Genomic DNA, 20,401 nt, shown 5'->3' on the forward strand with positions numbered 1-20,401 from the left:
GGGTCAGCAGCGTATGTAGCACCAGCCCGACTGCTGCAGCAGGGCCAGCGACTCGATGCCTCCCAGGGGCAGCACCCGCATGCCGGCCTGTGCCTGGCGGCCCAGTTTCTTCAGCGTGTTGGGACAGATCAGGGTCTGCGCCAGGGTCGCTTCGTCCAGGTGCTGCGGCGTGCCGGGCACGGCGTCCAGCAGGGCCTCGACGGCCGGGCCGTTGACGATGAGCAGCACCTCGGCGTCGGGACGGTCCTGGCGCAGGTTGGCGAGGTTGCTGCGCGCCCGTGCCAGCGCGCCCGGGGTGGGCGCATGCAGCGCGATGCGCAGTGGCTTCGTCTCGGTTCGATGGGAAAACAAGTCCATGGAAAGCTCGCCGTGGTTCATTTCCTGGGCCGCGTTCCCATGACCTCTTCGAGCAGCCCTGGCGGCAGTCCCGTACGCACCTGCACCAGCCCTTTGTCGTCCTTCCAGATGAGGGCGGGCGTGGCGCGCAGCCCCCAGGTGGACATCAGCGATGCGTGGTTGGCCAGGGACTGCCGCAGGGCCTGCGGTATGGAGGCCAGTGGCGTGACGCCGGCGCTTTCTCCGCCGGCGCGGCCGGCCCTGGCATAGGCGCGCGCATGCTCGGCCAGCGCCTGCTCGGGCTGGCGCGCGCCGAGGATGGCGGCGGCCTTTCCCTCGCTGCTGGGCTTGAGGATGCCCACCAGCACATGGCGCAACTGCACCTGGCCGGACTCCACCCAGGGGCGGGCTTCGTTCCACAACTGGTTGCAGTAGGGGCAGTTGGGATCGGTGAAGACATAGACCGTGCGCGGCGCGTCGGCGCGCCCGTCGGCAACGGCCTGCGTGCGCTGCACATCGCTCCACAGCTGCTCGCCCATGGGTTTTTGCACCGCTGCCTGCAGGGCCTGGGCATTCACGTCGCTCCCCTGGGCATCGATCACCGTGCCCAGGATCCAGTGCTTGCCATCGGGCATGCGGTAGATGGGAACCGGCTGGCGGTCACGGTAGGCGGCCCAGGCCTTGAGGCCGCCCACGGCGGGCAGCGGTCCCACCAGGGTCAGGCCCTGCTGGGCCAGGAATTCCTGCGATGGCAGCTCGTTGGCAAAGGTCGGCTGGGCCAGGGTTGCCAGGATTCCCAGAAATCCAATGAGGGAGGGCAGTTTGCGGATTCTCATGAACAGTCCTTCAGATGCTCGGCCAGACTGGCGCGCGACAGTTCGCCCATGCGCATGCCGCATTGCCTGCCGTCGGCGCCATAGAAATAGGTGGAGGGAAGGCCCTGCTGTCGCCAATGGCCGCCGGCCTGCTGCCGGGGATCGAGCAGCACCTGCTCCGGCGGCAAGGGGGCCGTCGTCTGCGTGCGCCGCAGATAGCCCGTCACGGTCTCTGCGCTCTCGCCCTGGTTGATCCAGATGAAGCGTACATCGGGCCGCTGCTGCTGCGCCTGGGCCAGCACGGGCATCTCGCGCCGGCAGGGCGGGCACCAGGTGGCCCAGAGGTTGATGACCATGGGTCGGCCCTCGGCCTGCTGCAGTTGCCGCAGCGAGATGGGCCGGGCCTGTGCATTGACCAGGGTGAAGGCGGGCAGCGATGGCGCATCGTCCGCCGGCAAGGCCTGGAGCAGGGCGCCCACGGCCAGCACGGCGCCGCCCGCACCCAGCGGCAGCGCGGCGGCGCGGCGCAGGGCCAAGGACTTGCGGCTTTGCCACAGCATCCACAGCAGCGCGGCCAGCAGGCCGGCCCAGAGATTCCAGCCGCCGTCGCGGATGTCCAGGCCACGGCCCACGGCGGCCGGCAGTTCGAGCCAGTCCCGCGAGGCGGGTGCATATTCGCTCCACCATTGCGTCACATAGGCCAGTCGCGCCGCCGCAAGGCCGGCCAGCGCGCATTGCCACAGCAGCGCAGCCACGGGCTGGCCGCTGCGCTTTTGGCTGTGGGCGGCCAGCTGCTGCCCCAGCAGCCACGCCAGCATCGCCACCACCACGCCCATGGGCAGGGTCAGCGGCCCCAGGGACAGGCTGGGCGGCAGACGCAAGGCGTTCAGCGAGGCGGCGTGCACCTGGGCGGCCGAGGCCACCAGCAGGGCGCACGATTGCAGCAATGTTCCGGAGAGGTGACGCAAAGGCATGGTGGTGGGGGCGTGGCGCCAGTGGAGGCCGAGCGCCGTTTCGGGTGCCGATGCTGCGGCATGGGAATTAACAGCCGGTTAATAACCGAGGATCAAGGCAGGGCCTGGGCAAATCTGCGATGCTCCAGGGCTTTTCGGCAGATGAGGTGGAGGGTTGCGGGCGCCGGACCTCGTGGAGAGAGGGTCGCCCGCTGCCCCGATGACGACATGCATGTTCTCTTGGTGGAAGACAATGCCCTGGTGGCCAGCGGCGTGCGGGCCGGCCTGCAACTGCAGGGCTTCGGCGTGGATACCGTGGCCTCGGCGGGCCAGGCCGACGCCGCCATCCGCTCCTCGCATTTCGATGCCTGCGTGCTGGACCTGGGCCTGCCCGACGAGGACGGCCTGTTCCTGCTCGCGCGCTGGCGTGCCCAGGGGGTGCAGGTCCCCGTGCTGGTATTGACGGCGCGCGACGCCGTGGCCCAGCGCATCGAGGGCCTGCAGACCGGTGCCGACGATTACCTGGTCAAGCCCTTCGACCTGCACGAGCTGGCGGCGCGCCTGCATGCGCTGCTGCGCCGCGCGGCCGGCCGCAGCGTGGACTGGATCGAGCTGGGCGAGGTGCGCATCAACCCCGCCGCGGGCCACATCCAGCGCCAGGGCCGCACGGTGGAGCTGTCGCGCCGCGAGTGGTCGCTGCTGCGTGCGCTGCTGCAGTCGCCGGGCCGCATCCTGAGTACCGAGCAACTGCGCGACAGCCTCTACGGCTACAGCCAGGACGTGGAGAGCAACGCGGTCAACGTGCATGTGCACCATCTGCGCCGCAAGCTGGGCCATGACCTGGTGGAGACGGTGCGTGGCGAGGGCTATCGCCTGGGCCTGCACCCATGATGCGCAGCCTGCGCGTGCGCCTGCTGGCCTGCCTGTGCCTGGCGCTGTGCACGCTGTGGGGCGGGGTGGCGGCGTGGATGTTCGCCGACATGCGCAACGAGCTGCGCAGCGTGCTCGATGACCGGCTGATCGCCTCGGCGCGCATGGTGGCCGGCATCGTCCACCAGTTCCGCCCCGGCCGCGAACAACCGCAGGATTGGAGCCCCATGCTCAACGTGATCGCTCGCGACGGCGTGGCCTGCGAGGTCAGCCTGGTCCGTGGCGAGGTCCAGCCCGCCCGCCCCGAATCGGCGCTTCCCCAGGTGCTGGCCAAGACCGAAGGCAGCCCGGTGTTTCCGCAGAGCATGCCGCTGGGCTTTTCCACCATCGTCAAGGGAGGCAAGCCCTGGCGCACCTATGTGCTGGAGGACCACGGCGTGCGCATCGCCACGGCCGACCGCATCGATGTGCGCGAGGGCCTGATCCACGGCTTCGCCTACACCATCGTCCTGCCCTTCGTGCTGGCCCTGCTGGCCAGCATGGGGCTGATGTGGTGGGCCGTGACCCAGGGCCTGCGGCCGCTGGAGGCCCTGCGGCGCGAACTGGCGCGCCGCCCGCCCGGTGACGATTCGCCCGTGGCCCAGGGCAGGCAGATGCGCGAGCTGGCGCCGCTGGTGGGCACGCTCAACCAGTTGCTGCACCGCGTGCGCACCGCCATCGAGCGCGAGCGCCGCTGGAGCGATGACGCCGCCCACGAGCTGCGCACCCCGCTGACCGCCATCAAGACCCATGTGCAGGTGGCGCAGATGGCGCTGGCGGCGCCCGGCATGCCTGCCGGCCTCCTGGCGGCGCCGCCCGGCTCCATGGCCCGCGATTCGCTGGCCCAGGCGGGCGAGGGCGTGGAGCACCTGCAGCACACGCTGGAGCAGTTGCTGCTGCTGGCACGGCTGGAGCAGCATGAACCTGGCGCCGCCTCCGCGCTGGCCTGCGGCGATGCGCCCGCCGATGCGCTGCAGGCGCTGGACAAGGCCTGGCAACTGGCTGTGAATGCCGTGAATGCCGGGGCACCTGCGTCAGCGCAGCGGCAATGGTTGGACACGCACCAGCAGCCCGGCAATGGCATCTGGCCGCTGGCCGTCTCCGAGCCTCTGCTGGTCTCGGCCCTGCGCAATCTGCTGGAAAACGCCCTGCGTCATGCGCCGCAGCATCCCGTGGAACTGGCCGTGCGCCCCATTTGCGCCATGCCGGGCAAGACGCAGCAGCGGGGCGCGGGCTATGTGGAGTTCACCGTGGCCGACCATGGCCCGGGGCTGAGCGCCGAGGAATGCGAAGAGGCCACGCGCCGCTTCTGGCGCAAGCGTCCCCAGGAGCATGGCAGCGGCCTGGGACTGCCCATCGTGCAACGCATCGCCGAATGTGCAGGCGGTGGCCTGCTGCTGCAGCCGCGCAGCCTGTGGCGGCCGGAGCAGGGCCAGGCCAGCGGCCTGGTCGCGCGCCTGTACCTGCCGCTGGCCGACGGCCCGTGTCCGCAGGCAGCGGCCGCCGGCCCATTAACGCCGGCTTAATCTCGGTCCCGTATCGTGCGGGCCTGGCTGGCCAGCCCTGCGGGCATTGCGCCTCGCGGGGCAGCGGCCGGTATCCCTCTTCGATCCTGTCCGCCGCAGCCGTGCGCTCCCGGGTGCGTGGCGCGGACGCATGGCAGGGCAAATGCCTCTTCCCACGATGATCCGCATGAACAAACAGACCCTGTCCCGGTCGTGCATCGCCATCGGCATCTGCATGCTGACGGCCAGCGCCTGGGCGCAAGATGCTTCCAGGCCCAAGACGGCTGCAGCCACGGCGCCTGCGCCCGCAACTGCGTCGGCCGTGCAGGGCAACTCCGCCGCTGGCCAGAAAATCGCCCAGTCGGGCACGCCCCAGGGTGCGGCGGCATGTGCCACCTGCCACGGCGCCAAGGGCGAGGGCATGGCCGGCTTTCCGGCCCTGGCCGGCCAGCATGCCGGCTACCTGGCACGCCAGCTCCAGCACCTGGCCGAGGGCAGCCGCCAGGCCCCGGTGATGGCTCCCATGGCCAAGGCCCTGTCGGTCCAGGAGCGTGCCGACGTGGCCGCCTACTACGCCAGCCTCCCATTGCCGATCAAGCCCGTGCGCGGCGCCTTGCCCAAGGGCAAGGATGACGACGGGGCCTGGCTGGTCGAACGCGGCCGCTGGGCCGACGGCATTCCCGCCTGCGCCCAATGCCACGGCCCGGGCGGCGTCGGCGTGGGGGCGGAGTTCCCCGCCATCGGCCACCTGGCGGCCGACTACATGCAAAGCCAGATCGATGCCTGGAACAAGGGGCAGCGCGAAGCCGGCCCGCTGGGCCTGATGGGCAAGGTTGCGCAAAAGCTCACGGCCCAGGACATCCAGGCCGTGGCGGCCTACTACGCCCGCCTGCACAACGCCGCCGCAGCCCCTGCGGCGCCTGCCAAACCCTGATGGATCGGGAGCCGAACATGTCCGACACACAAGCCTCCCGCCCATCCGGCGGATCCAACATCGCCGAGTACGCCGTCGTCGCCTGCCTGTTCACGGGCCTGGCGGGCGCGCTCTGGTATGGGATGCACATCAGCCGCCCGGCCACACCCGCCGTGCCCGCCCCGGTGGCGGCCGCGCCGGCTGCGGTCGCCAGGCCCGAGGCCCTGGCCGTGAAGGCCGCAGCCGAGGGAGGGGTCTTCGCGCCGCCGGGCGCCAGGGACATCCCCGATACCCCCATGGGCGAGTGGATACGCCGGGGCGAGGCCATCTTCCTGCGCACGCCCGCCAATGCCGTGGGCTTTTCGGGCAATACGCTCAACTGCGTGAATTGCCACCTGGACGCGGGCCGCCTGGCGGGCGCGGCGCCCATGTGGGGTGCCTACCCGCTGTACCCTGCCTACCGCAAGAAGACGAACCACGTGGACACCTTCGCCGAGCGCGTGCGCGGCTGCTTCATGTACAGCATGAACGGCAAGGCGCCCGACGACGGCCACGACATCCTCGTGGCGCTGGAGGCCTATGCCTACTGGATGGCCCAGAAGGCGCCCACGGGCGAGAAGCTGCCGGGCGCGGGCTTCACCAAGGTGGGCAAGGCTGCGCAGGAGCCCAGCTTCGAGCGCGGCGCCAAGGTCTACGAGGCCAAGTGCGCGCTGTGCCACGGCACGCAGGGCCAGGGCCAGGAGGCGGGTGGCGTGACCGTGTTCCCGCCGCTGTGGGGCAGGCAGTCCTACAACTGGGGTGCGGGCATGCACGAGGTGGACAAGGCCGCCAATTTCATCAAGAACAACATGCCCTACGGCAACCCCACGCTGGACGATCAGCAGGCCTGGGACGTGGCCACCTACATCAACAGCATGGAGCGCCCGCAGGACCCGCGTTTCACGGGCAATGTGGCCGATACGCGCAAGCAATTCCACGACACGCCCTATTCGCTGTACGGCACCGAAGCCGACGGGCGCCTGCTCAAGGGTCTTTGAGCGGTCCCGGGCCTCGCAGGCGCAGCGTGTGGCGTGCCGCCATGCCGGCCCGGCCTTTGCACCAGAGCGCGTACGGACATCGATCCGGGTACCGGCATTTCATGATTTAATAAGAATCATTCTCAATGAAATGCCGGCGCATCCAGCTGGCGCCGCAGCACAACGCCTTGCCGGCAAGCCTGGCCCGGACCAGGAAGGACTGCCGCGCAGGCGGTTCCTGCGCGGCCGCCATCCGGTGCGCGGGCCTTGCCGAGGAAACCATGACCCAGACCTTGGAAGACATCCAGCAACTCGCGCACGAGCACCAGGTGCTGCTGCGTGGCTACGGCCACGCGCAGTCGCGCAGCAGCGAGCTGCTGTGCCTGCAGGCCCAGGAAATCGAGAAGCTGCAAAGGCAGCTGCTGCGCCAGCGCGCGGCGCTGATCAGCAAGGAAACCCAGCTGATGTGGGCACGCGAGGACAGGGACGCGCTGGAGCTGGCCATTCCCGGCCTTTCGCGACGCGTCACGCTGGCGCGGCGCGTGGAGTCGCTGCTATTGCGCGTGCAGGACCTGCTGCGCGAGCGTGCCCGCTGGCAGCGGCAGTCCGCGCAGCTACCCTTGCCGGCCGCAGCGCAGGCCGGGCCGCAGGAGTGCGAGGATGATCAAGCGTTCGAGGCCAGTCTGCGCGAGGCCGATCTGGTGATCTGCCAGACCGGCTGCCTCAGCCACGGCGACTACTGGCGTGTGCAGGACCATTGCCAGCGCACGGGCAAGGCCTGCGTACTGGTGGAGCAGCCTGATGCGCTACGCATCGTGCGCATCCATCGCGGCGCCGGTGGCGCGCAGGGCTCGGCCATGACCATGACCCATGGAGACACCACCGCATGACAGGCAGCAAGGCGGTTCCCGCGCGCGGGGGCGAGCCCGAACTGCGCAGCGTGGGCCTGAAGGCCACGCTGCCGCGCATGCAGGTGCTGGACATCTTTCGCCAGAGCAGTTCCCGCCACCTGCATGCCGAGGACGTGTTCCGCCTGCTGGCACAGCGTCGTGCCGAGGTGGGCCTGGCCACCGTCTACCGAGTGCTCTCGCAGCTGGAGGCCGCGGGCCTGCTGCTGCGCCAGACCTTCGAAAGCGGCAAGGCGGTGTTCGAGCTCAACGAAGGGCCGCACCATGATCACCTGATCTGCCTGCAGTGCGGACGCGTGGACGAATTCAGCAACGAGCACATCGAGGCCTTGCAGCGCCAGGTGGCCCGGGATCTGGGCTACCGGCTGGCCGACCACCGGCTGGCGCTTTACGGCCATTGCGGCCCATGCCGGCAGGTGCCTGCAGGCGCGCCGCCGCAGGCCGCCGAGGCCCCCATGCAGGAAACCGAATGAACACCGACGACACCTCTCTTTCCCCGCAGCAGCATGCAGCACTGGAGCTGCTCATGTCCCGGCAATCGCGCTGGCCGCTGGAGGAGCCGGCCCCCGGCCCCGGCGTGATCGACCTCGTCATCGACGCCGCGCTGCGTGCGCCGGACCATGGCCAGTTGCGCCCCTGGCGCTTCGTGGTCGTGCAGGGCGATGCGCGCCATGCGCTGGGCGAGGTCTTTGCCCAGGCAGCGATGGCGCGCGATCCCGAGGCCGACGCCGAACGCTTTCGCGCCAAGGCCCTGTCCGCGCCGCTGATCATCGCGCTGGGCGTGCACCTGCAGCCAGGTCACAAGGTGCCGCAGAGCGAACAGTTGCTGGCGGGCGGTGCCGCCGCCATGAACATGCTCAACGCCCTGCATATCCTCGGTTTCGGTGGCTTCTGGGCCAGCGGCGCCAACAGCCATGACGCCCAGGTGCGCGAGGCGCTGGGCTTCGAGCCCCAGGACAGGCTGGTGGGCCTGCTGTACGTGGGCACGCCCGGCGCCGCCAGCCGCGCAGCGCTGCGGCCACCGCGCAATCGCTTCGTGCGCGAGTGGCAGCCTTCGGGGCCGTGGACCGCTCCCGCGCGCTGAGCTGGATGGTACCTGGCGCTCAGAACCGGCAGTCCGCCGTGCGCAGCAGCTCGGCGAAGGCACCGCCCAGCGTGCGGTTGTGGTGCTCGATGATGGCCTGGGCGGACAGCAGGGGCGAGTCGGTGGTGGTGTGGGCGTCGGCCACCAGGATCGGACGCAGGCCCAGCCCGGCCGCTGCCCGGCAGGTGGTATCCACGCAGAACTCGGTCTTCATGCCGCAGATGGCCAGCTCGGCGATGCCGGCATCGGCCAGCCACCCGGCCAGGCCGGTGCCTTGAAAGCAGCTGGGCCGTGTCTTGTCGAAGACGCGGTCCAGGCCGTCATCGATACCCAGTTGTGGCAGCAGCTGCGTGAGCGCGCTGCCCGGTGCGATCGGTGATCCGGCGGGGCCTGTATGCCGCGCCGCGAAGACCGGTGCTCCGGCCTCGCGGGCGCGGGCGATGAGCCGGCAGGCGTTGGCCAGCACGCGCTCCTTGTCGAAGGGCGCATCGCCTGCGTTGAACAGGCCGTGCTGCATGTCGATGACGAGCAGGGCGCGCCGCGTGGCGCCTGGGCGGGAAGGGGGGATCTGCATGGGGTCTCTCCGGTGATGCCATCGGTGCACGGAGAAACACGAAGGCCCCGTCCATCGAGGGCGGGGCCTTGGGGGGATGGTGACTACCTTGCGGCGCTCAGCGATCACTCCACGGTCCGCCGCTGGCGGTCGTGGTGGTGGTCGTGAGGACGTTCGTGGCAAATACCATGCGCGCATCGTGCCGCAGGCAGCGCGGCGTGTCAAACATGGACACGTGATGGACAGACCCTAGCGCACCTTGTGGTCCTCGCCCTTGGCTTCCTCCATGGCCTCGGGCTCCAGCTCCTCGGCGGAGCGGTTCAGATGGATGAACACGCCCCAGCCCACGAGCAGCATGCCCACGGCACCGACCAGGGCGGCGGGATACAGCAGGTGGGACGGCTCCTCCTGGGTCTTGAAGGCGGCGACCAGGGCCTCCACGGCCAGGGCCACCACCAGCACCACCAGAAAGCGCGACAGGAAGCGGCGCACCCGCGTGGGGCCGCTGATGTGGGCTTCGCGGATGACCTCCTCCTCGGTGATGGTCTGTGCGATCTGCAGCGCGACCACGCCCGAGGCCAGCACGCCCAGCGCCTCGACGATGCTGGCTGCGGTGGCGGCACCCAGGCCGTCGTTGAGGGCATCCCAGCCCTTCATCGCGGCGATCCACAGCAGGGCGAGTGCGGCCAGCGTGAACAGCAGCGCGATCAGCGCATGGATGAGGGTGAACAGCGGATGGAGGATTTTCATGGCGTGGGCGGCGGGCTGCGGTGGTGGCATGGTTCCACGCCGCCCTGCCAGCGCATGTAGGAGGGCGCAGCCAACCGGGCGCCGCAGGCGCCGACGTAAAATGCCGCCATCTATGTCCAGGTGGTTCATCGCCGTCTTCGCCCTGCATTTCCTTGCCAGCGTCCTGTTGTCCACGCTGGGACTGGTGCAGCCGCGCGCCCTGGAGACGGTGGCACAGGCATCTGCGTCCATGTCCTTGCCGCAGCAGCGCGGCGCGCCAGACACGGCCTCCCTGCTGGACGACTATGACCACGCGCTGATGGACGAGCAGCAGGACCTTTCCGACATCCTGCACGAAAGCCTGAGCCCGGCGCCCTGCACCTCGTCCGGGTGTGCGCACGGTCCCAGCCCCGTGCCGGACAGGCCGTCGCGCGCGCTCGCGCCGCCAGACAGGCCTCCAAGCCTGCGCATCGCCTGATTCAGGCGCCTGCCGGCGCCTGGCTGCTGCCGTCCGGCCCAGACCGGCGCATGGCGTGCGCGGCACATCGCCGCCGCGACCCGATCCCGCTCCCTGGGCCTTTGCGCCTGCCCGGGTCCATCGACCGCGCTCGCGGCCGTCCCGATTTCAGAACACCATCATGGAAATTGCCCTGCTTTTTGCGCTGATCCTGCTCAACGGCGTCTTCGCCATGTCGGAAATCGCGTTGGTGACCGCGCGCAAGGCGCGCCTGCAAAAACTCATCGACGAGGGCGATGCCGGCGCTGCCGCGGCTGCCCAGCTGGGGTCCGACCCCACGCGCTTCCTGTCCACCATCCAGATCGGCATCACCTCCATCGGCGTGCTCAACGGCATCGTCGGCGAGGCAGCCCTGGCGGCACCACTGGCCCAATGGCTGCAGGCGCTGGGCGTGCCCGCGCCCTACGGCGGCTATGCGGCCACGGCGCTGGTCGTGGTGCTCATCACCTACTTCTCCATCGTGGTCGGGGAGCTGGTTCCCAAGCGCATCGGGCAGACCCATCCCGAGACCTTTGCGCGCCTGATCGCACGCCCCATCAACTGGTTGGCCCACCTGACCAGGCCCTTCGTGGCGCTGCTGTCCGTGTCCACGCATGCCTTGCTGAGGCTGCTGGGCGTCAGGGAAAACGGCGGCAGCGCCGTCACGGAGGAAGAGATCCATGCCATGCTGGCCGAAGGCACGACGGCCGGGGTCATCGAATCGCACGAGCACACCATGGTGCGCAATGTGTTCCGGCTGGACGATCGCCAGATCGGATCGCTGATGGTGCCGCGCAGTGACGTGGTCTGTCTGGATGCCGATGCGCCGTTCGAGGACAACCTGCGCGTGATCGAGCAGTCCGACCACGCGCGCTTTCCCGTGGTGCGCGGCGGCATGGACTCCATCGTGGGCGTGCTCAATGCGCGCCAGTGGCTGTCACGTGCGCTGCAGGGCAAGGAGCAGGGCCTGACGGACCAGCCCATGCAGGCAGCGCTCTACGTGCCCGAGACCATCACCGGCATGGAACTGCTCGAGAGCTTTCGCCTGTCGGACGTGCACATGGCCTTCGTGATCGACGAGTACGGCGAGGTGCAGGGCATCGTCACCCTGCAGGACCTGGTCGAGGCCATCACCGGGGAGTTCCGTCCACGCGATCCCCGGACCTCGTGGGCCCTGCAGCGCGAGGACGGCAGCTGGCTGCTGGACGGCCATATCCCGGTGCCCGAGCTCAAGGACCGCCTGGAGCTGTCCAGCGTGCCCGAGGAGGACCGTGGGCGCTACCACACGCTGGCCGGCATGGTCATGCTGCTCACGGGGCGCCTGCCGCAGGTCACGGACACCGTGCAGTGGCAGGGCTGGCGTTTCGAGGTCGTGGACATGGATGGCAAGGCCATCGACAAGGTGCTTGCGATGCGCCTGGCCGCGCCGGCCGGGGACGAGGGCGGGGCATCCCATGCGCGGCTCTGAGCACAGCGCGGCACAGGGTATCGGCCGGCTGGCTGCGGCGGCCTTCGCCGTGGCCTCCATGGCGGCCTGCCTGGACGGTGTGCAGGGATACCCGCAGCAGCAGGCGCCCATCATCAGTCCCTATGACATGACCCAGGAGCAGCGGCTGGTCCAGATGAATCTCATGGGCGCTGCCGGCCACGCGGACCACCGCTGGACCTACGAGCTTCGGCCCGGCTGCGTGCTGCGCGTGGACCTGGACGGCCCGCAGGGCCCCAGGCCATCCCTGGACATTGCCTTGCTGGGCAGCACGGTGGCCATCTCCGCCCGGCGTGACCGGGGAAGTTTCCGGGTGGAGCTGTACCCCCGCGACGGGCTGGACACCGCGCAGGCCCTGGTGCTGGAAAGCGCCAAATGGGCCGATGCCAGCTGGGCCCGGCTGCTGCTGCGCCTGGTTCAGAAGGGATGCATGGAGATGCAGGGACTTGCCGCCAGGCATTCCTGAAGCGCGAAGCGGCGCCGCAGCGCCGCTTTTCAGGTGACGGGAAGCAGGCCCCGCCGAGGCTTACTTGGCCAGGGTCAGCGTGCCCTTCATGAGCGCGGAGTGGCCCGGGAAGGAGCAGAAATAGCTGTAGGCCTCGCCGGCCTTCAGGGCGGCGGTGGAGAAGGTCACGGAGTCGGTCTCGCCGCCGCCGATCACCTTGGTGTGGGCGATCACGCGCGCATCCTTTTCCTTCACGAAGTCCTTGGCGGCGCCGGCGGCGATCCCGTCATTGGCCACGGCCTGCAGATCGGCGGTCTTGCTCAGCACCCAGTTGTGGCCCATGGCCGTCTTCGGCAGCTTGCCCACATGCTTGAGCTTGACGGTGAACTGCTTGCAGCTGGCGGGCACGCTGATGGCGGGCTTGTTGAACTGCATGGCGTCGTTGCCTTCGATCTCGACTGCGCAGTCGGCGGCCAGTACAGGGGCGGCGACCGCGGTCATTGCGAGGGCCAAGAGGACGGGCTTCCATTGCTTTGCCATTGTTTTCTCCTTGAAAAGCGGGTGAGGTGGCTATGCCCTTGTGGCGCGGTCTAGGCCTTGGCCGGCCGCGTCCAGAGGGGGGTGTATGGCTGCCCCAAGCATAGGCAGGATCGGTGGCTTCGGGTTGATTTGAATCAATTCATCGCGGTTCCAAGACTTGTGCCTGGCGCATGCCTGCCGGCCTGCCCGAGCTGTGCCAGCGGCGGCAGCGCCACGCCGCGTGGCCGGGTGCGCAACGCCCGCCTGCGTTGCCATGCGAATCTCCGCATTGGGTGCATCAGTGGATTCCCTGGTGTGAATCATTTTCCGAATCTGATTTGTCCTGGCGCAAGAATTGGTGTCCTTTCTGGATCTCGCGACGGGCAACTGCCGGATCGCTGGATTCCGCGAAATTGATATTGATATCGCAGTTGCGTAGTTATTCACTCCACCGTCTATTGCAATAGCCGTGCAATGATGGTGAAATAATTGGCATGCGTCACAAGACGCTGCTATCGAGATCAATTGCGCAATAGTGAAATCTTGTTCCTTCAGTCAAAATACAACTTGATGTAACAAAAAAAACACTATAAATTTCGCTGGCCTGCTCCAGACGACAGGTTGTATTCGGGAACGGTTTTTCATTAACCAATCTTTGAGAACTCCATCATGAGCGATTGCAATAGCAACCTTTATCAACCCATCACGATTTACGTCGCAAATGCGGCGGCAGGCCAAAAGGTCGCCGTGCAATTGACGAGCAATGGATCGTCCGTGGCCTGGAGTACCGGACCATCGTTCCAGAATATCCAGGGAATTTCGGTGACCTCGCAGTCGGGCACCTTGCCCTTGCTGCAGTTCAATGTGAATTCGGGCGAGGTCATTTTCCTGACCACGAGCAGTGGCAGTGGTGGTGGTGCACTGAGCTTTCAGGTCTCTGCCTATCTGGTCGCCGCGCCCGACATCGGGACCTTCTACCTGCGCTCCAGTTCGGATCCCGGCGTGGAGGTGACGGTCGCCGTCGGCAATTCGGTGCCCCAGGTGGTCAACCAGTCCCAGACGCTGTTCAGCTGGAACCCGATCTGAGCGCTGGAGCTGGCGGTAAAAAGGCCTGCCCCCAGAACCTTCCTCCCTTCGTCTCGCAGCGGCCATTCGGTGGGCACGGTGCAGGCAGAGGTGGCTTGCGCATCCAGGAGTTGCATTCATGGAATATCTGATCGCTTTCAATTTCACCGCGGAAGCCGCGGATGGAATCACGGCGCAGCTGAACCTTACCGATTCAAATTCATTTGAATTCGATAAAGGGATCCAGGTGCAGCAGTACTGGCCGACAATACCGGTACCGCCGTTGAAATCGGCAACCGTCGGAGCCAAGGGAATTTCCATCGTGACGCAGGATGGAGGATCCTCTGGGCAACAGGGAATACGTGTCACCCTGCAAGTGAGCGCCAATGGGTCTGCGTTGAACGGAAATATTCCTTTCATGGGAGGTCCCCAGGTGGGCGTCTCATACCAGTTTGTCGGCTATGCGAATCAGGGCAGTCTGCAGGTCGGCAACTTCAGCATCCCTTTTCCATCGTCCTGAAAGATTGCCGGCAGCCGTCCGGCATGCGGCAGATCGGCGCAGATCCAGGCAGAGGCATTGGTAGTTCATTCACTCAACGGAATCAAAGGAATCATCATGGCTGGTACGAACACTGTTTATCAACCCATCACCCTGTATGTCAGCAACGCAGCTGCGGGGCAGAAAATCGCGGTGCAGCTGACTGCCAATGGCGTTCAGATCGCCTTCAGCACCGGACCGGCGTTCCAGAACATTGCTGGCGTCGCGGTGACTGCCCAGTCCGGCTCACTGCCTCTGTCGCAATTCAGCATGAATTCCTCCCAGACGGCTTTCCTGACGACATCGCAAGGCGGCGGGGGCGGTGCTTTGACCTTCCAGGTCACGGCCTACCTGGTCGCGGGCACCGATATCGGCACGTTCTACCTGCGCTCGTCGTCCGACCCGGGCGTGCAGGTCACGGCGGCCATCGGCAACAGCGTGCCGCAAGTGGTCAACCAGACCCAGACGCTGTTCAGCTGGAAGCCCATCTGAGTCGCGAGCCGGCCGTCCGGCAGGCGGCCGATCGTCCGACGTGCTGGCGCGCAGAGGGCGGCGGCAGGGCCGGCTGCGTGCGAGCGCGGAGTGGTCACGCGGCCTGACGCCCCGGCAGGGCTGCGCCAGGGCAAGGCAAGAGGCATGACGGTGACAGGGAGTGGATACGATGGCAACAGATGCTAAGGGCGACGAAGGCGGCACGCAGGACGCCGCGCAAGCGGCAGGGGGGATGCCCGTGCCTGGCGCCGACCGTGGGGCGGCCGTGCCCAAGGTCCGCACGGCCCGCATCCCCGGGGTCACCAGACCGCCGGACGCCGGCGCGGCGGGCGCCAGCCTGCAGGCCACGAGCGAGGACGAGGTCATCGCCCGCATCAGGCTCGATGCCCAGTCGCTGACACAGCAGGAGCAGCAGCAACTGCATTCGCACGAGATCGGCAACGCGATTGCCGAACTCAACGAAGAAACCTATGCGTCGAGCGAGGTGTTCCGGGAGCTGCTGATCACCTTCCAGAACCTGCGGGCCGACAGCAAGGCGTTCCTGAACATCCGGCCGGACCAGCGTGCCATCTTCAGCGAGGGCGACGAGAGCAACCGGCTGGTCGGTCTGTCGCTGTCGACCAGCACCGACCCGGTCATCGGGGTGCGCAATTTCCTGGTCAATGCGCGCGAGATGTTCCTGCAGACCTACCAGGACTGCGACGAGATCAAGGTGCTGCTCTACGTCCGCACGGACCAGAGCCATGTCAAGGGGCGCATCGACCTGCCGCCGGGCGCTGCGGTGACGCTGCAGTCGCGCAACGACCGCACGACCATCATTGGCCTGAGCTCCTTCGCCATCGACCTGGCATGACACGGACCGGAGAACCGACATGAGCGACGAACTGATTCCGGTGGTCCTGAAGTTCAACAACGTGGCGGCCAATGCCAATATCAACTTCACCTTCACGACGACCGGTGCGACCTGGTGCCTGGGCGCCGATTCCGGCGACAGCCTGGGTTTCTCCTATGGCGTGCTGAACGCGGAGGACGCGCCGGTGTCCTGTATCCGCAAGATCGAATTCAACAACTCGGTGCTGGCCATCACCACTTCGGAGGCGGCACCGGCGCTCAACACCTTCACCCTGACCCTGTTCCTCAAGCTCGCCCAGGGGGTGGACTTCCTGCAAGGCTATTGCACGCTGAACAACGAAGCCTGGGTCAAGGCCAGCTTCGGCAGCCAGCGCGCCGTGCTCTGGCGCAATGGACGGATCAGCGCGGTGCTGCGCGAGGGGGAACCGCAGTACCGGCGCATCCTGTTCAGCTTCAAGGGGGCCCACCCGGGCGCCAAGATCGCCCTGGAGGTGTCGACCAAGAAGGGGCTGGGCGAGGTCAACCTGTGCCTGGGACCGGATTTCTCGGAAGCGGCGGGCATCGGCCTGTCGCCGGCCGGCAGCGCATTGCCGCTGGCCTCGCTGTCATACACCTCCAACAGCATCATCGTCGAGACCCTGGCGGGCGCGCAGGCCACTGGTGCGTCGATGGATTTCGCACTGCAGGCCTACATCATCTGGGAGCCGCCGTCGCTGGACTACATCTATCTGAAGGCCGACTGCGACAGCGAGATTTCGGTCTACGGCCAGGTGGGCAACCGGCAGCCGCAGTCGATCAGCCAGACGTTCACGCTGTTCACGCTGTAGCCGCAACGCCATGGAGTCACTTGCCGACAGCGCGCATGTCATCCGGGCGGTCAGCGAATCGCTGCGTTCGCTGATCCGTTCCCACATTCCGGCCCTGGCGCCGGAATCGGCGGTGGTGTTCGACTCGCCTGCCGAAATCGAGGCCGATGGCGAGACCCGGCTTTCGCTGTACCTGTACCAGGCCGAGACCAATGTCCACCTGCGCAACCTGCCGCCCGTGCTGCAGCGCGGCGCTTCCTCGCTGCAGGTGACGCCGCCCCCGCTGGTGGTGGATCTGATGTACCTGATGGTGCCGTATGCGAAGTCGGCCGAACTGGAGCTGGTGCTGCTCGATCAACTGGTGCAGCTGTTGCACGACTACCCGGCGCTGCAGGGCGAGTGGCTGCAGCCGGTGCTGCGCCAGACCGGCAACGAACCGATTCCCATCACGCCCGATGCGGTATCCATCGATACGCTGCGCCATATCTGGGCGGGCTTCCCGAACAAGGCTTACAAGGTGACCAAGGTCTATCTGCTGTCACCGGTAAGGATTCCCTCCGCGCGCCGTGCGCAGCAGGTGCCGATGGTCCTGCATTCCGATGTGCAGGTGGTGCAGGAATGACCCAGCTCAATGCCGTCATCCAGCTGATCGACGGGTTTTCCCGCCAGCCGGCGGAGAGCGCCGGCGCCAGTTTCCGGCTCGATGGCCGCGTGGTCCTGCCGCTGGCCAAGCCGCAGGCGTTCCATGCCTTCGTCGGTCTCGAGTCCGGCTCCTACGGCCTGCAAGTGTCCTGTCCTGGCTTTTTCCCGCAGGAAATGCGCTTGCAGGTACAGCCGACAGGCTTGCTGCAGTCGTCGCTGGCGGACGCGGTCGTGGCCTGCATCCTGCTGCCGGATGCGCTGTATCCGTATCCGGGCCACACCACGCTGCTGCGCGGCCAGGTGCTGGCGGCGCTCGATCGCCAGGCCTTGCCCGGCATCGAGGTCCGCGCGGCCTACCAGGACGCCCGGGGGCGCACCCGGACGCGGCAGACGTTCACCAACGCCCATGGCCATGGCGGCGGCAGGCAGCGCAGCCCCTATCTCGGGCGCTATGCGCTGCCCTTGCCGGGGCGCCTGGCCGACGAGACCACCGTGGCCCTGTGCTTCAGCCGCGCCGGCCAGCCCCCGGTGCAGCGGCGGGTGACCATCGGGCCGGGGACGACGCTGTTGCAGGACGTCGAACTGTAATCATCACCAAGGTTCAAGCATCGTGGCCACCACTTATTACCACCCCGGTCTCTACATCCAGGAAGTCCCCAGTGCCCGCTCCGTCCAGGGCGCTTCGACTTCCGTGGCCGCCTTCGTCGGCGTCACCCAGTCGGGCCCGGTGGCGACGCCTACGCTGGTCACCAGCTGGAACGACTACACCCGGCAGTTCGGCGGCCTGGTCTGGTATGGCTATGTGTCCTGGGCGGTGTTCGAGTTTTTCAACGAAGGCGGCTCGGCCTGCTATGTCGTGCGCGCCGCCGACACGGCCTACGGCGTGCCGGCCGCCGCCAAGGGCAGCCCGATTGCGGCCACCGCCGTCACCCCGGGCACCTGGGGCAACAACCTGAAGATCGCGGTCACCGACGGCAGCGGCCAGGCCAGCGGCAAGAACCCGTCGCCGGTGTTCAATTTCCTGGTGGTGGTGGATGCCGCCTTGATCGACACGGTCTACACCTCGGCCAACCTGACGGACCAGTCACTGCTGCTGCTGCAAAGCTTCGTCGTGATGAACAACCTGCCCAGGAAGACGATTTCCGGCAGCGACTGCTACGTGCTCGAGGCCTTCAATGGTTTCACCGGCGCCAACCTCGACGTCCCGCAAGGTGCCGCCGGCAGCTATTTCATGGCCCGGGTCAACGCCAATTCGATGTTCATCCGCGTGGTTTCCTCGGGGACGTCACGGCCCGGGAACGCCGTCACGCCATTGGCCGCGGGCACGCAGACCACCTACAACCTGGTGGCCGGCGTGCAGACCCTGCAAAAGATCCAGGGCGTCAGCCTGCTGGCGGTGCCCGACACCGTCACGGCGACCGACGCCAGCGGCAAGCCCAGCCAGAAGCAGCAGGCGACACTGATCAACCAGTCGCTGGCGTTCTGCGAGTCGATGCAAAGCCTGTTCTATGCCGTCGATCCGCCGTGCGGCCTCGGTGTCCAGGACATCCTGAATTTCAAGATCGGCACAGGAACCGGCGCCAACGCCAACGCCACGGCGCTCAACTCCAGCTACGGCGCGATCTACTACCCCTGGATCGCGGTGCTGAACCCGATCGCGGGCCTGAACGTGCCCGTGCCCCCGTCGGGCGCGGCACTGGGCCGCTACGCCCATACCGACGCCAGTGTGGGCGTTTTCAAATCGCCGGCCGGTGTCAACGATGGCGCGCTGCGCACCGCCACGTCGGTGGCGACGCTGGTCACCGACAGCGACCAGGATCTGCTCAACCCGGAAGGCATCAACGCGATCCGCAACCTGATCGGCTACGGCAACGTCATCTATGGTGCCCGAACCCTGGCGCTGGGCACCGAGTGGACCTACATCGCCGTGCGCCGGCTGTTCATCTACGTCGAACAAAGCCTGAAGCAGAGCCTGCAATGGGTGGTGTTCGAGCCCAATGACCAGCAGCTGTGGTCCTCGGTCACGCGCGACGTCAGCGCGTTCCTGAACACGCTGTGGCAGCAGGGCGGCCTGTTCGGTGCCACGGCGGCCGAGGCGTTCTTCGTCACCTGCGATGCCAGCAACAACCCGCCAGAGACACGCATGCTGGGCCAGCTGTACGTGGACATCGGCCTGGCGCCGGTCTACCCGGCCGAGTTCGTGATCATCCGCATCACCCAGAAGACGGCCGGCCCGGATTCGGGCGCATGAGACCGATAGGTATCCCACCCCCTGATCACAGAGATCCGACATGGCGACCCAACTGACCAATCCCTACCGGGGCTTTCGCTTCCGCGTGGAAATTTCCGGTATCCAGATCGCGTCGTTTTCCGAGGCGACGGTGCCCGACATCACGATCGAAACCGTGGACTACCGCGAAGGCACGGACCCAGTCTACAAGCGGCCGCTGTCGGGACTGAGCACCTACGGCCGGCTGACGTTGAAGAAGGGGCTGACCGATTCGATGGACCTGTACAACTGGCACCAGCTGGTCGCGCAGAAGGGATCGACCACCTCGGGCGCGCAGAAGAACATCTCGCTGATCCTGATGGATGCCGAAGGCAACGACAAGGTCCGCTGGAACGTCATCAACGCGTGGCCCACGAAGTACGAGGCCAGCGGCCTGAACGCGGCCAGCACCGAAGTGATGGTGGAGACCTTCGAAGTCGTGCTCGACTACATGCAGCGGGTGAAGTAGGCGCGGCGGACCCGCCATGACAGGCTTGCCATCCACCACGGGCCAACAGACACAGGCAACAGGGAGAAATGACCATGGGAATCTTCGTGACCGAGCATGAGTTCACGCTGCCGCTGGGCTATCGCGACGGGGACGGGAATCTGCACCGCCAGGGCGTGATGCGGCTGGCGACCGCGGGAGACGAGATCCTGCCGCTCAAGGACCACCGCGTCCAGAGCAATCCGTCCTACCTGCCGGTCATCGTGCTGTCGCGCGTGATCGTCCGGCTGGGCAGCTTGCAGATGGTGAACACCCAGGTGATCGAGGAGTTGTTCTCGGTGGATTTCAACTACCTGCAGGAGCTCTACAACCGCATCAACCAGGTGGATGGCGCGGAAGGCTGGGCCGAGCCGGGAAAGCCTTGAACCCCGCCCAGGCGCAGCTGTATCGGGAGATCGCCTTCATCGCCTACCACTTCCACTGGCCTTACCAGGATCTCCTGGCGCTGGAGCACGCCGAGCGGCGGCGCTGGTGCGAGGAAATCAGCCGCATCAACGAGCAGATGAATGCTCCCGAGACCCCGTCCGGCACCAGCCTGGAAAAACTGATCTGATCGGAGTAC

General features: G+C 67.2%; 27 protein-coding genes. 21 read left to right on the plus strand and 6 right to left on the minus strand.

Annotated features, from left to right (window positions below):
* Window positions 1–3 precede the first annotated feature (3 nt).
* The 3 genes from L1Z78_RS12040 to L1Z78_RS12050 are packed head-to-tail and all read right to left on the minus strand — an operon-like array spanning window position 4 to window position 2,125.
* Window positions 4–357: a hypothetical protein gene (locus tag L1Z78_RS12040; RefSeq protein WP_234641719.1), complete on the minus strand. Its 354-nt coding sequence runs from the start codon at window positions 355–357 to the stop codon at window positions 4–6.
* A 17-nt stretch (window positions 358–374) separates the two neighbouring features.
* Window positions 375–1,172, minus strand: coding sequence for a thiol:disulfide interchange protein DsbG (gene dsbG, locus L1Z78_RS12045; protein WP_234641720.1), 798 nt, complete (start codon window positions 1,170–1,172; stop codon window positions 375–377).
* Window positions 1,169–2,125 carry a TlpA family protein disulfide reductase gene (locus L1Z78_RS12050; RefSeq protein WP_234641721.1) on the minus strand — a complete coding sequence of 319 codons (957 nt, stop codon included), beginning with the start codon at window positions 2,123–2,125 and terminating at the stop codon, window positions 1,169–1,171. Before L1Z78_RS12050 ends, dsbG begins: the two co-directional genes overlap by 4 nt.
* 207 nt (window positions 2,126–2,332) lie before the next feature.
* Here L1Z78_RS12050 and L1Z78_RS12055 point away from each other — a divergent pair, with 207 nt between their 5' ends.
* From L1Z78_RS12055 to L1Z78_RS12085, 7 genes are all read left to right on the plus strand, one after another.
* A complete protein-coding gene (locus L1Z78_RS12055; protein ID WP_234641722.1) occupies window positions 2,333–2,995 on the plus strand; it encodes a response regulator transcription factor in 663 nt (220 codons plus the stop codon).
* Window positions 2,992–4,539 (plus strand): ATP-binding protein, encoded by a 1,548-nt coding sequence (locus tag L1Z78_RS12060; protein ID WP_234641723.1) that lies wholly within the window; start codon window positions 2,992–2,994, stop codon window positions 4,537–4,539. The genes L1Z78_RS12055 and L1Z78_RS12060 overlap by 4 nt, the downstream gene beginning before the upstream one ends.
* Window positions 4,540–4,696: 157 nt before the next feature.
* Window positions 4,697–5,452: a c-type cytochrome gene (locus L1Z78_RS12065; RefSeq protein ID WP_234642154.1), complete on the plus strand. Its 756-nt coding sequence runs from the start codon at window positions 4,697–4,699 to the stop codon at window positions 5,450–5,452.
* A gap of 17 nt (window positions 5,453–5,469) precedes the next feature.
* Window positions 5,470–6,468, plus strand: a complete 999-nt coding sequence (locus L1Z78_RS12070; protein ID WP_234641724.1) for a c-type cytochrome — start codon at window positions 5,470–5,472, stop codon at window positions 6,466–6,468.
* Between the two features lie 260 nt (window positions 6,469–6,728).
* A complete protein-coding gene (locus L1Z78_RS12075; protein WP_234641725.1) occupies window positions 6,729–7,337 on the plus strand; it encodes a DUF2325 domain-containing protein in 609 nt (202 codons plus the stop codon).
* The gene (gene fur / locus L1Z78_RS12080) at window positions 7,334–7,828 is read left to right on the plus strand and encodes a ferric iron uptake transcriptional regulator (RefSeq protein ID WP_234641726.1); all 495 of its coding nucleotides are present in this window, start codon (window positions 7,334–7,336) and stop codon (window positions 7,826–7,828) included. The genes L1Z78_RS12075 and fur overlap by 4 nt, the downstream gene beginning before the upstream one ends.
* Window positions 7,825–8,439, plus strand: a complete 615-nt coding sequence (locus tag L1Z78_RS12085) for a nitroreductase family protein (protein WP_234641727.1) — start codon at window positions 7,825–7,827, stop codon at window positions 8,437–8,439. Before fur ends, L1Z78_RS12085 begins: the two co-directional genes overlap by 4 nt.
* Window positions 8,440–8,458: 19 nt before the next feature.
* Here L1Z78_RS12085 and L1Z78_RS12090 read toward each other — a convergent pair whose 3' ends face one another.
* The gene (locus tag L1Z78_RS12090; protein ID WP_234641728.1) at window positions 8,459–9,013 is read right to left on the minus strand and encodes a cysteine hydrolase family protein; all 555 of its coding nucleotides are present in this window, start codon (window positions 9,011–9,013) and stop codon (window positions 8,459–8,461) included.
* Between the two features lie 228 nt (window positions 9,014–9,241).
* Window positions 9,242–9,742 (minus strand): hypothetical protein, encoded by a 501-nt coding sequence (locus L1Z78_RS12095; RefSeq protein WP_234641729.1) that lies wholly within the window; start codon window positions 9,740–9,742, stop codon window positions 9,242–9,244.
* A gap of 112 nt (window positions 9,743–9,854) precedes the next feature.
* Here L1Z78_RS12095 and L1Z78_RS12100 point away from each other — a divergent pair, with 112 nt between their 5' ends.
* The 3 genes from L1Z78_RS12100 to L1Z78_RS12110 all read left to right on the plus strand — a co-directional run bounded on the left by L1Z78_RS12100 (window position 9,855) and on the right by L1Z78_RS12110 (window position 12,169).
* Window positions 9,855–10,199 (plus strand): hypothetical protein, encoded by a 345-nt coding sequence (locus tag L1Z78_RS12100; protein ID WP_234641730.1) that lies wholly within the window; start codon window positions 9,855–9,857, stop codon window positions 10,197–10,199.
* 160 nt (window positions 10,200–10,359) lie between these two features.
* A complete protein-coding gene (locus L1Z78_RS12105; protein WP_234641731.1) occupies window positions 10,360–11,685 on the plus strand; it encodes a hemolysin family protein in 1,326 nt (441 codons plus the stop codon).
* The gene (locus L1Z78_RS12110) at window positions 11,672–12,169 is read left to right on the plus strand and encodes a hypothetical protein (protein ID WP_234641732.1); all 498 of its coding nucleotides are present in this window, start codon (window positions 11,672–11,674) and stop codon (window positions 12,167–12,169) included. Before L1Z78_RS12105 ends, L1Z78_RS12110 begins: the two co-directional genes overlap by 14 nt.
* A 60-nt stretch (window positions 12,170–12,229) precedes the next feature.
* On the opposite strand, the gene azu is transcribed toward L1Z78_RS12110, so the two are convergent.
* Window positions 12,230–12,688: an azurin gene (gene azu, locus L1Z78_RS12115; protein WP_234641733.1), complete on the minus strand. Its 459-nt coding sequence runs from the start codon at window positions 12,686–12,688 to the stop codon at window positions 12,230–12,232.
* A 648-nt stretch (window positions 12,689–13,336) separates the two neighbouring features.
* Here azu and L1Z78_RS12120 point away from each other — a divergent pair.
* The 11 genes from L1Z78_RS12120 to L1Z78_RS12170 all read left to right on the plus strand — a co-directional run bounded on the left by L1Z78_RS12120 (window position 13,337) and on the right by L1Z78_RS12170 (window position 20,392).
* Window positions 13,337–13,753, plus strand: a complete 417-nt coding sequence (locus tag L1Z78_RS12120) for a hypothetical protein (RefSeq protein WP_234641734.1) — start codon at window positions 13,337–13,339, stop codon at window positions 13,751–13,753.
* A 118-nt stretch (window positions 13,754–13,871) separates the two neighbouring features.
* A complete protein-coding gene (locus tag L1Z78_RS12125) occupies window positions 13,872–14,252 on the plus strand; it encodes a hypothetical protein (RefSeq protein WP_234641735.1) in 381 nt (126 codons plus the stop codon).
* A gap of 96 nt (window positions 14,253–14,348) precedes the next feature.
* Window positions 14,349–14,762, plus strand: a complete 414-nt coding sequence (locus tag L1Z78_RS12130; RefSeq protein WP_234641736.1) for a hypothetical protein — start codon at window positions 14,349–14,351, stop codon at window positions 14,760–14,762.
* Between the two features lie 169 nt (window positions 14,763–14,931).
* Window positions 14,932–15,615, plus strand: a complete 684-nt coding sequence (locus L1Z78_RS12135; protein WP_234641737.1) for a hypothetical protein — start codon at window positions 14,932–14,934, stop codon at window positions 15,613–15,615.
* 19 nt (window positions 15,616–15,634) lie between these two features.
* Entirely contained in the window at window positions 15,635–16,441 is an 807-nt protein-coding gene (locus L1Z78_RS12140; protein WP_234641738.1) for a hypothetical protein, read from the plus strand.
* Window positions 16,442–16,451: 10 nt separating this feature from the next.
* Window positions 16,452–17,042 carry a DUF4255 domain-containing protein gene (locus tag L1Z78_RS12145; protein ID WP_234641739.1) on the plus strand — a complete coding sequence of 197 codons (591 nt, stop codon included), beginning with the start codon at window positions 16,452–16,454 and terminating at the stop codon, window positions 17,040–17,042.
* Window positions 17,039–17,650, plus strand: a complete 612-nt coding sequence (locus L1Z78_RS12150; protein WP_234641740.1) for a carboxypeptidase regulatory-like domain-containing protein — start codon at window positions 17,039–17,041, stop codon at window positions 17,648–17,650. The genes L1Z78_RS12145 and L1Z78_RS12150 overlap by 4 nt, the downstream gene beginning before the upstream one ends.
* A gap of 22 nt (window positions 17,651–17,672) precedes the next feature.
* Window positions 17,673–19,313, plus strand: a complete 1,641-nt coding sequence (locus L1Z78_RS12155; protein ID WP_234641741.1) for a phage tail sheath family protein — start codon at window positions 17,673–17,675, stop codon at window positions 19,311–19,313.
* A 40-nt stretch (window positions 19,314–19,353) separates the two neighbouring features.
* Entirely contained in the window at window positions 19,354–19,800 is a 447-nt protein-coding gene (locus tag L1Z78_RS12160) for a phage tail protein (RefSeq protein ID WP_234641742.1), read from the plus strand.
* A 74-nt stretch (window positions 19,801–19,874) separates the two neighbouring features.
* A complete protein-coding gene (locus tag L1Z78_RS12165; protein WP_234641743.1) occupies window positions 19,875–20,204 on the plus strand; it encodes a hypothetical protein in 330 nt (109 codons plus the stop codon).
* Complete coding sequence (locus L1Z78_RS12170) at window positions 20,201–20,392, plus strand: DUF6760 family protein (protein ID WP_234641744.1); 192 nt, start codon at window positions 20,201–20,203, stop codon at window positions 20,390–20,392. Before L1Z78_RS12165 ends, L1Z78_RS12170 begins: the two co-directional genes overlap by 4 nt.
* Window positions 20,393–20,401 lie beyond the last annotated feature (9 nt).

The sequence above is a fragment of the Delftia tsuruhatensis genome (genome assembly GCF_903815225.1).
In the GTDB taxonomy this organism is placed as follows: Bacteria; Pseudomonadota; Gammaproteobacteria; order Burkholderiales; family Burkholderiaceae_C; genus Comamonas; species Comamonas tsuruhatensis_A.